Here is a 15,831-nt window from a genome sequence, read left to right on the forward strand (position 1 = left end):
TCAATGTCCACAAGACATACAGACGACAGTTCTCGTTTACCCAAACAGACTTTGCCGGGCGCTCGATACGCCCGCATTGCCGGAACAGGAAGCTACCTTCCTCCACGCCGCGTCACCAACCAGGATCTGGTTGAGCAGTTGGCAGCCGCAGGCATCCAGTCATCCGATGCCTGGATCGTCGAGCGCACCGGGATTCAGGCGCGGCACTTCGCCGAACCTGACGTCACCTCCAGCATGCTGGGCGTTCAGGCGGCGCTTCGTGCCATCGAGGCAGCCGGCATCCAGCCAACCGACATCGACCTCATCATCTGCGCCACGTCCACGCCGGACATGGTCTTCCCCTCTGCGGCCTGCCTGATTCAGCGCGAACTGGGTATCCACGGCTGCCCCGCGTTCGACGTGCAGGCGGTGTGCTCGGGTTTCATCTACGCGCTCACCGTGGCCGACTCGATGATCCGCTCAGGTGCTTCGCGCCGGGCGCTGGTCATTGGTGCCGAGGTGTTTTCCCGCCTGCTGGACTTCAAGGACCGCACGACCTGCGTGCTTTTTGGCGATGGCGCCGGTGCGGTGGTGCTGGAAGCCTCTGACAAACCCGGCATCGTGAGCTCCTGCCTGCATGCCGACGGCCGCCATGCCAATCTGCTCAATGTGCCGGGCAACGTCTCGGGCGGGCAGATTCTGGGCGACGCCACCCTGAAAATGGACGGTCAGGCCGTGTTCAAGCTGGCCGTGACCGTGCTGGACAAGGCGGCGCACGAGGTGCTGGACGCCGCCGGGCGCGACGCGCATTGCATCGACTGGCTCATTCCGCACCAGGCCAACCTGCGCATCATGCAGGGCACTGCCAAAAAACTGAAACTCCCGTATGACAAGATCGTGGTGACCGTGGATCAGCACGGCAACACCTCGGCGGCCTCCATCCCTCTGGCGCTGGATCACGCTGTGCGCAGCGGTCAGGTCCAGCGTGGTCAGACCCTCATGCTCGAAGGGGTGGGGGGGGGCTTCACCTGGGGTGCGGTGCTGGTCGACTATTGATGTTCATCCCGACCGCTTCTGCTTTTTCCCTATAACAACCACGCGAGACAAGGATCAAGGACCCCGTCATGACTGCATTTGCTTTTGTGTTTCCCGGCCAGGGCTCTCAGGCCGTTGGCATGCTCAACGCCTGGGAAGGCCATGCGGCCGTTCGCGACACCCTGGCCGAAGCTTCTGACGCCCTGGGCGAGGACATCGCCCGCCTGATCGCCGAAGGCCCCAAGGAAACGCTGGACCTGACCACCAACACCCAGCCTGTGATGCTGACGGCGGGCATCGCCTGCTGGCGTGCCTGGCAGGCCGAAACGGGCCTGAGCCCTGTGGCGGTGGCGGGTCACTCCCTGGGTGAGTACTCGGCCCTGGTGGCTGCGGGTGTCCTGACCCTGAAAGATGCTTTGCCCCTGGTGCGCTTCCGTGCCCAGGCCATGCAGGATGCCGTGCCCGTGGGCACCGGTGGCATGGCCGCCATCCTGGGCATGGACGCCGAAGGCGTGAAGGCCGGTTGCGCCCAGGCCGCTGCGGCATGTGGCGAAGCCGTGGAGGCCGTGAACTTCAATGACCCCAAGCAGACCGTGATCGCCGGCACCAAGGCCGCCGTGGAAAAGGCCTGCGAGGTGTTGAAGGCCGCTGGCGCCAAGCGTGCGCTGCCGCTGCCTGTGTCGGCCCCGTTCCACTCCAGCTTGATGAAGCCGGCTGCCGAGCGCCTGAAGGAAAAACTGGCCGCCACGGCCTTTGCCTCGCCGCTGATCCCCGTCATCAACAACATCGACGTGGCCGTGGTGTCTGACGCCGATGCCATCCGCGATGCGCTGTATCGTCAGGCTTTTGGCCCAGTGCGTTGGGTGGAAACCATTGCCGCCCTCAAAGCGCGGGGTGTGACACACGTGATCGAGTGCGGGCCGGGTAAAGTGCTGGCCGGCATGGTCAAGCGCATCGACGCCGACCTGATTGCAACCACGATTTTTGATCCGGCTTCACTTGCTGAAGCCAAGGGGCTGCTGGCATGAGCACGGAATTCAAAGGGCAGATTGCGCTGGTCACCGGCGCCAGCCGCGGCATCGGTCGCGCCATTGCGCTGGGCCTGGCGCAGCGGGGCCTGAAGGTCATCGGCACCGCCACGACCGAATCCGGTGCCCAGGGCATCAGCGAGGCGCTGGCAGGCTTTGAGGGCAGCAAGGGCATCGTGCTGAACGTGACCGACGCCGCTGCCGTGGACGCGGCACTGGATGCCATCCTCAAGGAGCACGGTGCGCTGCATGTGCTGGTCAACAACGCGGGCATCACCCGCGACACCCTGGCCATGCGCATGAAAGACGACGACTGGGATGCCGTGATCGATACCAACCTCAAGGCGGTGTTCCGCCTGAGCCGCGCCGTCATGCGCCCCATGATGAAGCAGCGCCACGGCCGCATCATCAACATCACCTCGGTCGTGGGTGCCAGTGGCAACCCCGGTCAGGCCAACTACGCCGCGGCCAAAGCCGGCGTGGCCGGCATGACCCGTGCACTGGCCCGCGAGCTGGGTAGCCGTAACATCACCGTCAATTGCGTGGCGCCGGGTTTCATTGACACCGACATGACCCGCGCCCTGACAGAAGAGCAACATACCGCCCTGAAGGCGCAAATCCCGCTGGGCCGTCTGGGCCAGCCCGAAGACATAGCCGATGCGGTGGCCTTTCTGGCCTCGCCGCAAGCGGCCTACATCACGGGTGTGGAATTGCACGTCAACGGCGGCATGTACATGAATTGATTTTGAGATGGTTCAGGGAATCTCAATTTCCTTTTTCGAGCCGCCGGCGTTATAGACACGCCGTACCGGTAAAATCCCTGGTTTGTTTGCACCACCTCCTGGAGGAGTCATGAGCGATATCGAAGCACGCGTCAAGAAGATCATTGCAGAGCAACTTGGTGTTGCCGAGTCTGAAGTCAGCCCTGAGAAGGCTTTCGTTGCCGACCTGGGTGCCGATTCTCTGGACACCGTTGAACTGGTGATGGCCCTCGAAGACGAGTTCGGCATCGAGATCCCGGACGAAGAGGCTGAAAAGATCACGACAGTGCAACTGGCGATCGATTACGCCAAGTCGCACGTCAAGGCCTGAGCCGATTGAGTCAGACCAAGGCCCCTGGTCCGCATCAGGGGCCTTGTTCACATCGAATCAACTTATCAGCAGATCAAGCATGACCCGTCGTCGCGTCGTCGTCACAGGCCTGGGCCTGGTTACCCCCGTGGGCAACAACGTTCAGGAATCCTGGTCGAATCTGGTTGCAGGGCAATCCGGCATCCAAACCATCACCAAATTCGACGCCTCGGCGTTCGCCTGCCAGTTCGCGGGCGAGGTCAAGGGCTTCAACATCGAGGATTACATCCCCGCCAAAGAAGCCCGTCACATGGACACCTTCATCCATTACGGCCTGGCTGCTTCCATGCAGGCAGTACGTGATGCGGGCCTGCCCACGGGCGAGGCCCTCACGCCCGAGCTGGCAGAACGCATTGGCGTGATGGTCGGTTCCGGCATTGGTGGTCTGCCCATGATCGAGCAGACCCACAAGGAATACAGCGAACGCGGCCCCCGCCGCATTTCGCCTTTCTTCGTGCCCGCCTCCATCATCAACATGATCTCGGGCCACGTCTCCATTCAGTACGGCTTCAAGGGCCCCAACATTGGCGTGGTCACGGCCTGTACAACGGGCTTGCACGCCATCGGCCTGGCGGCCCGCATGATCGAGTACGGTGACGCGGATGTCATGGTCGCCGGCGGTGCCGAAGCCACCGTGTCGCCCTTGGGCATTGGTGGCTTTGCCGCCGCCCGCGCCCTGTCGACCCGCAACGATGACCCCAAGACGGCCTCGCGCCCCTGGGACAAGGACCGCGACGGCTTCGTGCTGGGCGAGGGCGCCGGCGTGATGGTGCTCGAAGAGTACGAAAGCGCCAAGGCGCGCGGCGCCAAGATCTACGCTGAACTGATCGGCTTCGGCATGACCGGTGACGCCTATCACATGACCGCTCCGGATGTGGACGGCCCCAAGCGCTCGATGCTGTCGGCGCTGCGCAACGCGGGCGTCAACCCCGATCAGGTTCACTATCTGAATGCGCACGGCACCTCCACCCCGCTGGGTGACGCCAACGAAACCAACGCCATCAAGGCGGCCTTCGGCGACCACGCGAAGAATCTGGTCGTGAACTCGACCAAGTCCATGACCGGCCACCTGCTGGGTGGTGCTGGTGGCATCGAATCCGTGTTCACGGCGCTGGCGCTGCACCATCAGGTGTCGCCCCCCACCATCAACATCTTCAACCAGGACCCCGAGTGCGACCTGGACTACTGCGCCAACACCGCGCGCGAGATGAGGATCGACGTGGCCGTCAAGAACAACTTCGGCTTCGGCGGCACCAACGGCTCGCTGGTGTTCAAGCGCGTCTGACCAGCGGCTGAGCCAGGCTCTCTTGTATTGATCAAGTCAGCATGGCCATGCATCCTTTGATGAAACCCGCCTCGTGGGCGATCTGGTCCGGCTCCGGTGGCATCCCCACCGTGCACCGGGCTGCCGCGGCATTCTGGCTGGCCGGTGCGGCCATGCTCGCTGCCTGGGTCGCCGGTTTGTTGCGTGAGGCGGCGATCTGGGGCTCGTCACCGCTCTTGCTGATCTCCGGGCTGTCGGTGGCCGTGGTGTGGTGCTGGCTGGCCTGGTCCACGTGGTCGGCCTGGCGTGCGGACCGCGCGCTGCTGACCCTGATCTGGACGGGGCCCATTCGCGAGAACCCCGATGATCCTGATGATGCCTCCGCCCGGCTTGGCGGCTTTCGCCTGGCGCAATGGGATGCGCCGGTGAAAGTCGAGGCCGTGCTGGACCTGCAGCGCTGGATGTTGTTGCGCGTGACGGCAACAGGCGGGGTGCCAAGGCAGTCCTGGTTGTGGCTGGAAACCACGCCCCGCAGCCCCCTGCATCAGCTGCGCACCTTGGTTTATCTGCCGGCTCGCCTGACGGTGGCAGCTGGCAGGATGGCCCCCCATGATGGAGGGGCAGGCTGGCGGCTGTTCCATGCAATGGCATCATGGGCGCACTCATTCAAATCAGGATCCAAGTTGCGTTCATCTGTCATCCCGTCGCGCACTGTGCAAGGCGCCAGTTCGCTGTCCTTGCCCTCGGAGTCCGCCTTCCCTTCCACGCTGGTCATGCGTGAAGAGGACGCGCTTGATCCTTGCGTCGCCGCCCGTGCCGGAGAACGCGCGTGACGCCTCGTGAGCCTCATGATCCAGGCGCCGACGACTCTCGCAAACTGCCTGATCAGATCCTGTCGGAGCCCGGCATCCGCGTAGCTGCCGTCACGGACGCGGCCGAGCACAAGGAACTGGTCGAGCCCATTGTGGATGTCGATGCCGCCTTGGTCGAACGCGTTCAGCGTGGCGATCAGAAGGCCTTCGAAATGCTGGTGGTGAAATACCAGCGCCGCATTGAGCGCCTGATTGCACGCATGGTGCGTGACGTCGATCTGGTCGAAGACATCGCCCAGGAAACCTTCATCCGGGCCTATCGGGCCTTGCCCAATTTCCGTGGTGAAAGCGCCTTCTACACCTGGCTCTACCGCATCGCCGTCAACACCGCCAAGAAGGCCATGATCGGCCTCAAGCGTGATCCTGTTCTCACCGAATCGGCCATGGCGTCAGCGGATGATGAGGAAGAAGGTGGCTCCCGCGTTGAAAACGAGTTGAGCGATGGCGAAACCCCGGAGTCCGTCCTGGCCAGCCGCCAGATTGCGGAGACCGTGAATGCCGCGATCGAATCCCTCTCCGAGGATCTGCGCCAGGCAATCACCTTGCGCGAAATCGAAGGCATGAGCTATGAGGAAATCTCCGAACTCATGAACTGCCCCATCGGGACGGTCCGCTCCCGGATCTTTCGGGCACGCGAGGCGATTGCGACCCGCCTGAGGCCTTTGCTCGACACCCGGCAGGGCGAGCGCTGGTAATTGTAAAACTCAGTGAACTTTTTTCCCTGCCCCTGGTCTGTTCAACATGTGGATGACGTTTGACGCGTCATCTGTGGTGCGAATCTGGAGCAAACCCTCATGTCTGACCGTTTCAGTGACCGTGATGCAGAACGTGAAGCGCTGTCGGCCCTGGCCGATGGCGAGGCGCAGTCCCAGGAAGTGGCCCGAGCTTGCGCCGCTTGGCGCGATCACGCTGATGCGCGGGCCAACTGGCATGCCTACCAGTTGATTGGTGACGTGATGCGATCCGAGGATCTGGCTCAGGCCAGTTCCGGCGAGGCGTTCCTGAAGAACTTCCGTGAGCGCCTGGCCCAGGAGCCCGTGGTGCTGGCGCCCAGTGCCGCGCAGGCTCAACGCGCTGTGCAAGAGCAGGCCGCACGCCAACAACTCAAGCCACTGAAGCGTCGTACCTGGGCTGGCCCTGTGGGCGTGGCAGCCGGCTTTGTGCTGGTGGTGGGGGCGATGTTGTCCTCGCAGATTTTGCCAACGGGCCCGCAAGGCGGTGACGCCACCCTGGCGCAGTCCGGTGCTGTGCGTGGCGGTGCGCTGTCACTGGCCAATACCGGGCAATGGTCTGCGAGTGGCTTTGTGCCTGATGGGGCGCATGCCGCGACCCTCACGCTGGGTGGTGCGTCATTCCAGCAACCGGGTGAGGTGGTGCTGATCCGCAATCCTCAACTGGATCAGGCGCTGGCCTTGCAGCGCGCCAATCAGTCGGGTGATGTGTCGTTCGAGGGGCAGGGTGCCCTGACACGCCAGGTGGTGTTTGACGGCCGCTGAAGCAGCTGTTTTCTCCATCATTCAGGCCGCGTTCAGCTTTCGAGCTGATTGCGGCCTTTGACGTTTAGCATCGGCTTTACGAGACTTCACGTGCCCACGGTGAACTGTCAGCCATAAGTCGGTCTCCTACGTTGTAGTTTCTGTCCTTCCGTTTTTTTGTCAAACGAGGTTTTGCAAATGACGTCTTCTCTGCAGTCTGGTTCTTCGACCCACTCTGTTGTTCGCCGTACCCTGGTTGTCGGCGCGGTGGTCTCGGCCGTCGGCCTGGTGCTGAGCTCCAGCTTGTTCCCGCATGAGTCCCAGGCGCAACAACCTGCGCCGACCTTCAGTGTGCCGGCCCCTCAGGCCGCGCAGCCACCGGTGATCGTCAAGGGCTTGCCTGATTTCACCGAACTGGTTGAGCGTGTGGGCCCCTCGGTGGTCAGCATCCGCACGACACAGCGTGTGGTGGAAGACGCCGATGAGGGTGACGAAGAAACCGATGCCCAGATGCGCGAGTTCTTCAAGCGCTTTTTTGGTACGCCCATGCCCGGCCAGACACCCCGCAAGAGCACACCCAAGAAGGGCGGTGACCAGGGTGAAGAGCGCCCTCGCGGCGTGGGCTCGGGCTTCATCCTGAGTACTGATGGTTATGTGATGACCAACGCCCACGTGGTGGACGGTGCCGACGAGGTGTACGTCAACCTGACCGACAAGCGTGAGTTCAAGGCCAAGGTCGTTGGTGTGGACAAGCGCACTGACGTGGCCGTGCTCAAGATCCAGGCCAGCAAGCTGCCTGCCGTGTCCATTGGCGACGTCAGCAAGCTGAAGGTCGGCGAGTGGGTGATGGCCATTGGCACGCCCTTTGGCCTGGACAACACAGTGACCGCCGGCATCGTCAGTGCCAAGGCGCGCGACACGGGTGAAGAGATTCGCTTCATCCAGACCGACGTGGCCGTGAACCCCGGCAACTCTGGTGGGCCCTTGATCAATATGCGCGGCGAGGTGGTTGGCATCAACTCCCAGATCCTCAGCCGCTCCGGTGGTTTCATGGGGATCTCGCTGTCGATCCCGATTGATGACGCCATGAAGGTGGCCGAGCAACTGCGCGCGGGCGGCAAGGTGATCCGTGGCCGCATTGGCGTGGCCATCGCGCCGGTGACCAAGGATGTGGCCGAGTCCATTGGCCTGGGCAAGCCGGTTGGCGCCTTGGTGCAAAGTGTCGAAGCCGGCACGCCCTCCGAGAAGGCTGGCCTGGAAGCGGGTGACATCATCACCAAGTTCGCAGGCCAGACCATCGACAAGGCGCAGGATCTGCCTCGCCTGGTGGGCGCGACCAAGCCGGGCACCAAGACCTCCATCCAGGTCTTCCGTCGCGGCAGCTACAAGGACCTGAGCATCACTGTGGCCGAGCTTGAGGCGACCAAGGCCAAGGATGACAAGGCCGATGCCCCCAAGGCCGATGCCAAGCTCGCGGCCTCTGCGCTGGGCTTGAAGATCGTTGACCTCAACGCCGAGCAAAAGCGCGAGCTCAAGCAAAGCGGTGGTGTGTTGGTCGAAGGTGTGGATGGGCCCGCAGCGCGTGCAGGACTGCGCCCGGGTGATCTCGTGCTGGCCGTGGCCAATGTGCAAATCAGTGGCGTCAAGGAGTTCGAGGCCGTGCTGGCCAAACTCGACAGGTCCCGCCCGGTGAGCGTGCTGGTGCGTCGCGGTGAATGGGCTCAGTACGCGGTGATTCGTCCCAACGCGAAGTGAGGCCTGTCTCGCCTGAAAGGCAGCCCTGATCGGTACCCGAGGCCCGATCAGGGTTTTTTATGGCGAAAAAGTCGTTGAAAACTTGACCAGTTTCATGGGTTGTTGGCTGGCCTCTACACCCCGTTTTGCTGTTGATAACTGAGCGGTAGCAGTTGGGAATGCCCGTACAATCCCCGGGCTGACGAGGCTCCCTTCAAGAAGCAAGAAAAATCGCCAAAGTTACCCACATTCGCCTGTTGATAACTTGTGGATAACGTTTTTTGGGGGGCTTGCGCCATCCCTGTCTACGGCTGTGACGCGGCCTTTTCAGCGGGGCTTTTCGATACAATGAAAGCCCAACAAGCAGTTGCCATACGTTTTTGTTGGAAGGCGCGTCACACCTTTGGACGTGCCTTTTTTTTATGAATCACATCCGTAATTTTTCGATCATTGCCCACATCGACCACGGCAAGTCCACGCTGGCCGATCGCATCATCCAGCGCTGCGGGGGCTTGAGCGACCGTGAGATGGAAGCACAGGTTCTCGACTCGATGGACATCGAGCGCGAGCGTGGCATCACCATCAAGGCGCAGACCGCTGCGCTGCAATACAAGGCCAAGGACGGCCAGGTCTACAACCTCAACCTGATCGATACCCCGGGCCATGTGGACTTCTCTTATGAAGTAAGCCGCTCGCTGTCCGCGTGTGAAGGCGCCTTGCTGGTGGTGGATGCCAGCCAGGGTGTGGAAGCCCAGACCGTGGCCAACTGCTACACCGCACTCGATCTGGGTGTGGAGGTCGTGCCTGTCCTCAACAAGATGGACTTGCCTCAGGCTGACCCTGAGCGCGCCAAGGCAGAGATCGAAGACGTCATCGGCATCGATGCCACCGACGGCATCCCTTGCTCGGCCAAGACCGGCATGGGTGTGGACGAAATCCTGGAGGCCGTGGTCGCGCGCATCCCGCCGCCCCAGGGCAATCCTGATGGCCCGCTGCGCGCCATGATCATCGACTCCTGGTTCGACAACTACGTGGGCGTGGTGATGCTCGTGCGCGTGGTGGATGGCCAGTTGCGCAAGGGTGAGCGCATCCGCATGATGGCGTCCAATGCCGTCTACCCGGCCGAGCACCTGGGCGTGTTCTCGCCCAAGTCGGAAAACCGCGATGCGCTCAAGGCAGGCGAGGTGGGTTTCATCATCGCCGGCATCAAGGAGTTGCAGGCGGCCAAGGTGGGTGACACCGTCACCGTTGAAAAGAAGCTGCCCAATAACGCAGGCCCCGCAACCGAGGCGCTGCCTGGCTTCAAGGAGATCCAGCCTCAGGTGTTCGCCGGCTTGTATCCCACCGAGGCCAGCGAGTACGACCAACTGCGTGACGCACTGGAGAAGCTCAAGCTCAACGATTCGTCGCTGCGCTATGAACCTGAAGTCTCTCAGGCCTTGGGCTTTGGTTTCCGCTGTGGTTTCCTGGGCCTGCTGCACATGGAGATCGTGCAGGAGCGTCTGGAGCGCGAGTTCGATCAGGACCTGATCACGACGGCGCCCAGCGTGGTCTACCAGGTCGAGTTGAACGATGGCGAGGTCATCGAGGTGGAGAACCCCTCGAAGATGCCCGAGGTGGCCCGGATCAAGGAAATCCGCGAGCCCATCGTCACCGTGCACCTGTACATGCCGCAAGATTATGTCGGCCCGGTGATGACGCTGGCCAACCTCAAGCGCGGTGTGCAGCTCAATATGGCCTACCACGGCCGCCAGGTCATGTTGACTTATGAGATGCCGCTGGCCGAGATCGTGCTGGACTTCTTTGACAAGCTCAAGAGCGTGTCGCGTGGTTATGCCTCCATGGACTACGAGTTCAAGGAGTACCGTGCCTCCGACGTGGTCAAGGTGGACCTGCTGATCAACGGTGACCGTGTGGACGCCTTGTCGCTGATCGTGCACCGCGCGCAGAGTGCCTACCGTGGTCGCGCCGTGGCGGCCAAAATGCGCGAGCAGATTCCCCGTCAGATGTATGACGTGGCCATCCAGGCGGCCATTGGCGGCAACATCATTGCGCGTGAAAACATCAAGGCCTTGCGCAAGAACGTGCTGGCAAAATGTTATGGCGGTGACATCACCCGCAAGAAGAAACTGCTCGAAAAACAAAAGGCCGGTAAAAAGCGCATGAAGCAGGTGGGCTCCGTCGAGGTGCCGCAAGAAGCTTTCCTGGCCATCCTTCAAGTGGACGATTGATGAGTTTGATCACAGGTGTGTTGTACGCTGCCCTGGTGGCGTACTTGGGGGGCTGGTACGTCGGCCAATGGCAGGGCAATTTTTCCCTGCTGTTGTTCGTGCTGACACTGGTCACGCTGGTCTATTGGCTGGCCGAGCGCTACAAGTTCCAGCCGGAGCGTGAAGCCGCGGCGGCCAGGCTGCTGGTTGAAGACGAGGCCCGTCGCAAGCAGCTCGCCAGCCAGGGCATCGCGCAGGTGGACGGCAATGTCGGCCAGGCGCGTGACAAGCTGCTGATGCAGCCCTGGTGGCTGGACTGGACTGCAGGGCTGTTCCCGGTCATCTGTGCCGTGTTCCTGATGCGCTCCTTCCTGTTCGAGCCATTCAAGATCCCTTCCGGGTCGATGATCCCCACCCTGCTGGTGGGCGACCTCATCCTGGTCAACAAATTCCACTACGGTATTCGCCTGCCGGTGATCAACAAGAAGATCATCGCCAACCACGAACCGCAACGTGGCGACGTGATGGTGTTCCGCTACCCCGTGAACCCCAGCCTGGATTACATCAAGCGCGTGGTGGGCCTGCCGGGTGACGAGATCGCCTACATCAACAAGCGCCTGACCATCAACGGCACGCCGATCGAGCAGACACCGCTGGCCGAGTTCTACGACGAGGACAGCCTGAAGTATTCGCTGCAGTACTCGGAGAACCTGATGGGTGCAAGCCACCGCATCCTGGTGGACAAGGACCGTCCGCCGTTCGTGCCACCTCAGGCGATCGAAGACTTCCCCAACAAGGAAAACTGCCGCTACAGTGGTGAGGGTGTGGTCTGCAAGGTGCCGCCGGGTCACTATTTCATGATGGGTGACAACCGCGACAACTCGCAGGACTCTCGTTTCTGGGGCTTTGTGCCCGATGAAAACATCGTGGGCAAGGCATTCGTGATCTGGATGAACTTCAGCGATTTCAAGCGCATCGGTTCTTTCCACTAAGCCAAGACAGACATGATGAACCTGACGTCTCGTCCTTTTCTCGCCCGCCATTCCCAATCGGGCATCACGCTGGTCGGCCTGCTGTTTTGGGCCGTCATGGTTTCCGCCTTTGCCTTGGTCTTGATGAAGGTCTTCCCTGCGGTGACCGAGTATCGGACCATCCAGTCCATGGTCAACAAGGCCGCTCATGACGGTGGGGGCACGGTATCGGACATCCGCACCGCATTTGATCGTGCCGCCTCTGTCGAGTACGGCGTGACCTCGATTGCCGGGCGTGATCTGGAAATCACCAAGGAAGAAGACAAGGTGGTAATCAAGTTTGCCTATGACAGGGAGATTGAATTGATTCCGCCCGTCTACTTGCTGATCAAGTTCCAGGGGCAGTCCAAGTGAGGCTGGCCAGGTGATGCCGGCTTTGTGGCAAATGACACTCGACGGGCCTGAGTTCAGGCCCGCTTTGTTTTGATGGCGACCTCCTCTACAAGCAAAAAGGGTGGCTCGGCAGGTGCCGTGCCGCTTGCGCCTCATTTGCAAGCGTTGCAGCAGCGGCTGGGGCATGTGTTTGCCGATGGCGGCTTGCTGGCCCGAGCGGTCACGCACAAGAGCTTTGGGGCAGATCACTACGAGCGCCTGGAGTTCCTGGGGGACGCGGTGTTGAGTCTGGGTGTGTCGGCCTTGCTGTACCGCCGGTATGACCGCAGCGATGAAGGTGACCTGACACGCGTGCGTGCCCATCTGGTGCGCCAGGACATGCTGTTCAAGCTGGCTCAGCAACTGGGCCTGCCGGACGTGATGCGCCTGAGCGAGGGCGAGGCCAAGGGGGGCGGTGCACAGCGGCCTTCCATCCTGGCCGACGCCCTGGAGGCCATCATCGGCGCGGTCTACCTGGATGCCGGTTTTGATGCTGCCCGTGATCTGGTGCTGCGCCTGTTCGAGCCCCTGGTGGCCGAGTCCACGATGGAGGGCTGGAGCAAGGACGCCAAGACAGCCTTGCAGGAATGGCTGCAAGGGCGCAAGCTGGCCGTGCCGGTCTATCGCATTGAAGAAACGCGTGGCAAGGCGCATGAGCAGACTTTCGTCGTCGCCTGTGAATTGCCCGTGCAGGGCCTTGTTGTGACCGGCGAAGGCCTGTCGCGTCGCGCGGCCGAGCAGGCTGCGGCGCAGGCTGCGCTCACGCGTGTGCAAGCCCTGTCATCCAAAGAGTTGCCCAAAGCCGCGGCCAAGCCGGCCGTGGTGGTCAAGAAAAAGCGCGTCTGACGCATCGCCCGAACCCAACTGATTGATTGCCATGCCGAAGAAGCCCAGCACACCGACCGCCTCCGCCAAGCCTGCCACGCCCGGAAAGACTGCCAAGCCGGTCAATGCGAGCAAATCAGGGCCTGCTGCCAAGTCAGGCAAGCCTGCGCCTGCAGCCAAGTCCGCCAAGTCCGCCAAGCCAGCCAAGACGCCCAAGCCTGCCTCGGACAAGGTCAACCCCGATCTGGACGCCATGCTGGCCAATCTGTCGATGGCCAAGAAGAACGGTGGCGATTCGGCTGCGCCAGCTCAGCAGCAGCGCTGTGGCCTGATCGCCATCATCGGTCGGCCCAATGTGGGCAAGTCCACCTTGCTCAATGCGCTGGTGGGGCAGAAGGTGTCCATCACCTCGCGCAAGGCGCAGACCACGCGCCACCGCATCACCGGCATCCGCACGGACGGCGACACGCAGTTCGTGTTCGTGGACACGCCCGGCTTCCAGACCCGCCACACAGTGCGTGGCACGGCCGCGCTCAACCGCAACCTGAACAAGACCGTGCAGGCGACGCTGTCGGACGTGGACGTGGTGCTGTTCCTGGTCGAGGCCGGCAAGTTCGGTCCGGATGATGCCAAGGTGGTGGCCTTGCTGCCCAAGGACAAGCCCGTGATCCTGGTGGCCAACAAGCTGGATCTGGTGCACCGCCGCGAAGACCTCTTCCCCTGGTTGCAGGGCATGCAGGAACACCATTCCTTTACCCAGTTCATTCCCCTTTCTGCCCAGAAAGAGGACGACACCAAGCGGCTCATGGCCGTGGTCAAGCCCTATCTGCCCGAGCAGGCCTGGTGGTACGACGCCGAGGCCCTGACTGACCGCACGGACCGCTTCCTGGCCAGCGAGATCATCCGGGAAAAGCTGTTCCGCCTGACGGGGGACGAGCTGCCCTACACCTCGACCGTGGTGATCGACCTGTACAACGAAGAGCCGCCCCCTCCGGGCAAGCCCAAGGCCACGGGCCTGGTGCGGATTGCGGCGACCATCATTGTCGAGCGCGAACAGCACAAGGGCATGGTCATTGGTGACAAGGGCGATCGCCTCAAGCGCATTGGCACCGAGGCGCGCACCGAACTTGAGCGCCTCATGGGCGTCAAGGTCTTCCTGGAAATCTGGGTGAAGGTGCGCTCGGGTTGGGCCGATGACGAAGCCCGTCTGCGTACTTACGGCTACGAGTGATCGCGGCCGCAAAAGGGCAGGTGGCACGTGGCGCGCGCGTCTCAACGTCCTGGGGTGACAGCGTATGTGCTGCACAGCCACGACTGGAGTGAGTCCAGTCTGATCCTGGACCTGTTCACGCGTGAGCATGGGCGCGTGGTGGCTGTGGCCAAAGGGGCCAAGCGGCCTTACTCGCAGTTGCGCCCGGTGTTGATGCCGTTTCAGCGTCTGTCGCTGGTTTTCGGCGTCAAGCGCTCTGAAGACGCCGAAGTCTGGCTGTTGCGTCAGGCCGAATGGGCCGGTGGCCCGGCGTGGCCGGGTGGTGCCGCCTTGCTGCCAGGCTTTTACCTCAATGAGCTGCTGATGCGCCTGATGGTGCGTCACGACCCGCATCCCGCTCTGTTTGACGCCTATGCGCAGACCTTGCACGCCATGGGTGACCCGGCACTGCTGCAGGCCGCGTTGCGGGCCTTCGAGCTGACCTTGCTGCGGCACCTGGGCCATCTGCCGCAGCTTTCGGTGCAGACCGTCGACAACCGGGCTGTGGTGGAGGGCAAGCCTTATGAACTGCACCCTGACCTGGGGGTGCGCGAGGCCTTGTGGCTGGGCGAGCCGGGAGCCGGCCCGGTGGTGCTGGATGGGCAGGTGCTGATGTCGATCGAACACGCCTTGTCGCTTTCGGATGGCATTCCCACGCTGATGGCGGCCTGCATGCCTGCATTGAGTGAGCTCAAAGCCCTGTTGCGCACCTTGATTCACTATCATCTCGGTTCCCAGACGCTGCGCACGCGCCAGCTCATGATGGAGCTTCAACAACCATGACCTACTCTGGCTCTCAACTGACCGCCGTGGATGCACCTTTGCTGGGTGTCAACATCGACCACATCGCCACGGTGCGCAACGCGCGTGGCGGGCGCTTTCCCGACCCCGTTGCCGCCGCCTTGCTGGCGGTCGAGGCTGGTGCCGACATCATCACCTTTCACCTGCGCGAAGACCGTCGCCACATCCGTGATGAAGACGTGCAGCGCCTGAAGGCCCACGTGCCCGTGCCCCTGAACTTCGAGGCGGCCGTGACTGACGAGATGCTGGACATCATCGAGCGCACGGCGCCCGAGCATGTCTGCCTGGTGCCCGAGCGCCGTCAGGAGATCACCACGGAAGGCGGGCTGGACGTGCTGGGGCAGCGCAGCCGCATGCAGGACGCCTGCCAGCGTCTGGCCAGGGCGGGTTGCCGCGTCTCGCTGTTCATCGGTGCTGACCCCGCTCAGATCCAGGCCGCAGCCGAAGTGGGGGCACCCTGCGTCGAGTTGCACACGGGGGCCTTGGCCAATGCCTGGTGGGACGGTGATGCCGCCTTGCTGGCCCACGAGCTGGGCCGCCTCAAAGCCGGCCTGAAGCTGGGCCGCAGCCTGGGCTTGCGCACACACGCAGGCCACGGTCTGGCCTTGACGCAGAACCTGCCTGTGGGTGACGAGCTGGTCAAGCCTGGTCAGGCCAGCAGCACGGCCCTGGTGGCCGCCTTGCCGGACGTCAGCGAGTTGCACATTGGCCATGCGCTGATGGGGCATGCGCTCTTCGTGGGCCTGCGTGAGGCCATCGCCGACTTCAAGGCCGAGGCCGTGATTGCCCGCCGCCAGGCATCTTCCAACTGATTCAAACTTAGCT

Annotated in this window: 16 protein-coding genes; all 16 read left to right on the forward strand. The window is 62.5% G+C overall.

Annotated elements, in window-relative coordinates; all coding sequences use genetic code 11:
- Nucleotides 1-3: 3 nt before the first annotated feature.
- Nucleotides 4-1,035 carry a beta-ketoacyl-ACP synthase III gene (locus HY019_RS13640; protein ID WP_290692984.1) on the forward strand — a complete coding sequence of 344 codons (1,032 nt, stop codon included), beginning with the start codon at nt 4-6 and terminating at the stop codon, nt 1,033-1,035.
- Between the two features lie 68 nt (nt 1,036-1,103).
- Nucleotides 1,104-2,042: an ACP S-malonyltransferase gene (gene fabD / locus HY019_RS13645; protein WP_290692985.1), complete on the forward strand. Its 939-nt coding sequence runs from the start codon at nt 1,104-1,106 to the stop codon at nt 2,040-2,042.
- On the forward strand, nt 2,039-2,785 hold the full coding sequence (fabG, locus tag HY019_RS13650; protein WP_290692987.1) for a 3-oxoacyl-ACP reductase FabG: 747 nt from the start codon (nt 2,039-2,041) through the stop codon (nt 2,783-2,785). The genes fabD and fabG overlap by 4 nt, the downstream gene beginning before the upstream one ends.
- 109 nt (nt 2,786-2,894) lie before the next feature.
- The gene (gene acpP, locus HY019_RS13655; RefSeq protein ID WP_035034663.1) at nt 2,895-3,134 is read left to right on the forward strand and encodes an acyl carrier protein; all 240 of its coding nucleotides are present in this window, start codon (nt 2,895-2,897) and stop codon (nt 3,132-3,134) included.
- 79 nt (nt 3,135-3,213) lie between these two features.
- Complete coding sequence (fabF, locus tag HY019_RS13660) at nt 3,214-4,458, forward strand: beta-ketoacyl-ACP synthase II (protein ID WP_290692989.1); 1,245 nt, start codon at nt 3,214-3,216, stop codon at nt 4,456-4,458.
- Nucleotides 4,459-4,517: 59 nt separating this feature from the next.
- Nucleotides 4,518-5,270, forward strand: coding sequence for a hypothetical protein (locus HY019_RS13665; protein WP_290692991.1), 753 nt, complete (start codon nt 4,518-4,520; stop codon nt 5,268-5,270).
- 128 nt (nt 5,271-5,398) lie between these two features.
- Nucleotides 5,399-6,004, forward strand: a complete 606-nt coding sequence (gene rpoE / locus HY019_RS13670) for an RNA polymerase sigma factor RpoE (RefSeq protein ID WP_290694186.1) — start codon at nt 5,399-5,401, stop codon at nt 6,002-6,004.
- A 99-nt stretch (nt 6,005-6,103) separates the two neighbouring features.
- Entirely contained in the window at nt 6,104-6,805 is a 702-nt protein-coding gene (locus tag HY019_RS13675) for a sigma-E factor negative regulatory protein (protein WP_290692993.1), read from the forward strand.
- Between the two features lie 177 nt (nt 6,806-6,982).
- Nucleotides 6,983-8,539 (forward strand): DegQ family serine endoprotease, encoded by a 1,557-nt coding sequence (locus HY019_RS13680; protein WP_290692995.1) that lies wholly within the window; start codon nt 6,983-6,985, stop codon nt 8,537-8,539.
- A gap of 401 nt (nt 8,540-8,940) precedes the next feature.
- A complete protein-coding gene (gene lepA, locus HY019_RS13685; RefSeq protein WP_290692997.1) occupies nt 8,941-10,749 on the forward strand; it encodes a translation elongation factor 4 in 1,809 nt (602 codons plus the stop codon).
- A complete protein-coding gene (lepB, locus tag HY019_RS13690) occupies nt 10,749-11,720 on the forward strand; it encodes a signal peptidase I (RefSeq protein WP_290692999.1) in 972 nt (323 codons plus the stop codon). Before lepA ends, lepB begins: the two co-directional genes overlap by 1 nt.
- A 15-nt stretch (nt 11,721-11,735) precedes the next feature.
- The gene (locus HY019_RS13695; RefSeq protein ID WP_290693001.1) at nt 11,736-12,113 is read left to right on the forward strand and encodes a DUF4845 domain-containing protein; all 378 of its coding nucleotides are present in this window, start codon (nt 11,736-11,738) and stop codon (nt 12,111-12,113) included.
- Between the two features lie 72 nt (nt 12,114-12,185).
- The gene (rnc, locus tag HY019_RS13700) at nt 12,186-12,977 is read left to right on the forward strand and encodes a ribonuclease III (RefSeq protein WP_290693004.1); all 792 of its coding nucleotides are present in this window, start codon (nt 12,186-12,188) and stop codon (nt 12,975-12,977) included.
- A gap of 250 nt (nt 12,978-13,227) precedes the next feature.
- Nucleotides 13,228-14,187, forward strand: coding sequence for a GTPase Era (gene era / locus HY019_RS13705; protein WP_290694188.1), 960 nt, complete (start codon nt 13,228-13,230; stop codon nt 14,185-14,187).
- Between the two features lie 27 nt (nt 14,188-14,214).
- Nucleotides 14,215-14,988 (forward strand): DNA repair protein RecO, encoded by a 774-nt coding sequence (recO, locus tag HY019_RS13710; RefSeq protein WP_290693005.1) that lies wholly within the window; start codon nt 14,215-14,217, stop codon nt 14,986-14,988.
- Nucleotides 14,985-15,818 carry a pyridoxine 5'-phosphate synthase gene (locus HY019_RS13715; protein ID WP_290693007.1) on the forward strand — a complete coding sequence of 278 codons (834 nt, stop codon included), beginning with the start codon at nt 14,985-14,987 and terminating at the stop codon, nt 15,816-15,818. Before recO ends, HY019_RS13715 begins: the two co-directional genes overlap by 4 nt.
- Nucleotides 15,819-15,831 lie beyond the last annotated feature (13 nt).

The sequence above is a fragment of the Aquabacterium sp. genome, assembly GCF_016195855.1.
Taxonomy (GTDB): Bacteria; Pseudomonadota; Gammaproteobacteria; order Burkholderiales; family Burkholderiaceae_C; genus Aquabacterium.

Excerpts from the sequence above, each read along its gene's own strand:
- HY019_RS13640 (WP_290692984.1), top strand. The coding sequence starts at position 4 with ATGTCCACAAGACATACAGACGACAGTTCTCGTTTACCCAAACAGACT.
- fabD (WP_290692985.1), top strand. The coding sequence starts at position 1,104 with ATGACTGCATTTGCTTTTGTGTTTCCCGGCCAGGGCTCTCAGGCCGTT.
- fabG (WP_290692987.1), top strand. The coding sequence starts at position 2,039 with ATGAGCACGGAATTCAAAGGGCAGATTGCGCTGGTCACCGGCGCCAGC.
- acpP (WP_035034663.1), top strand. The coding sequence starts at position 2,895 with ATGAGCGATATCGAAGCACGCGTCAAGAAGATCATTGCAGAGCAACTT.
- fabF (WP_290692989.1), top strand. The coding sequence starts at position 3,214 with ATGACCCGTCGTCGCGTCGTCGTCACAGGCCTGGGCCTGGTTACCCCC.
- HY019_RS13665 (WP_290692991.1), top strand. The coding sequence starts at position 4,518 with ATGAAACCCGCCTCGTGGGCGATCTGGTCCGGCTCCGGTGGCATCCCC.
- HY019_RS13675 (WP_290692993.1), top strand. The coding sequence starts at position 6,104 with ATGTCTGACCGTTTCAGTGACCGTGATGCAGAACGTGAAGCGCTGTCG.
- HY019_RS13680 (WP_290692995.1), top strand. The coding sequence starts at position 6,983 with ATGACGTCTTCTCTGCAGTCTGGTTCTTCGACCCACTCTGTTGTTCGC.
- lepA (WP_290692997.1), top strand. The coding sequence starts at position 8,941 with ATGAATCACATCCGTAATTTTTCGATCATTGCCCACATCGACCACGGC.
- lepB (WP_290692999.1), top strand. The coding sequence starts at position 10,749 with ATGAGTTTGATCACAGGTGTGTTGTACGCTGCCCTGGTGGCGTACTTG.
- HY019_RS13695 (WP_290693001.1), top strand. The coding sequence starts at position 11,736 with ATGAACCTGACGTCTCGTCCTTTTCTCGCCCGCCATTCCCAATCGGGC.
- rnc (WP_290693004.1), top strand. The coding sequence starts at position 12,186 with ATGGCGACCTCCTCTACAAGCAAAAAGGGTGGCTCGGCAGGTGCCGTG.
- era (WP_290694188.1), top strand. The coding sequence starts at position 13,228 with ATGGCCAAGAAGAACGGTGGCGATTCGGCTGCGCCAGCTCAGCAGCAG.
- HY019_RS13715 (WP_290693007.1), top strand. The coding sequence starts at position 14,985 with ATGACCTACTCTGGCTCTCAACTGACCGCCGTGGATGCACCTTTGCTG.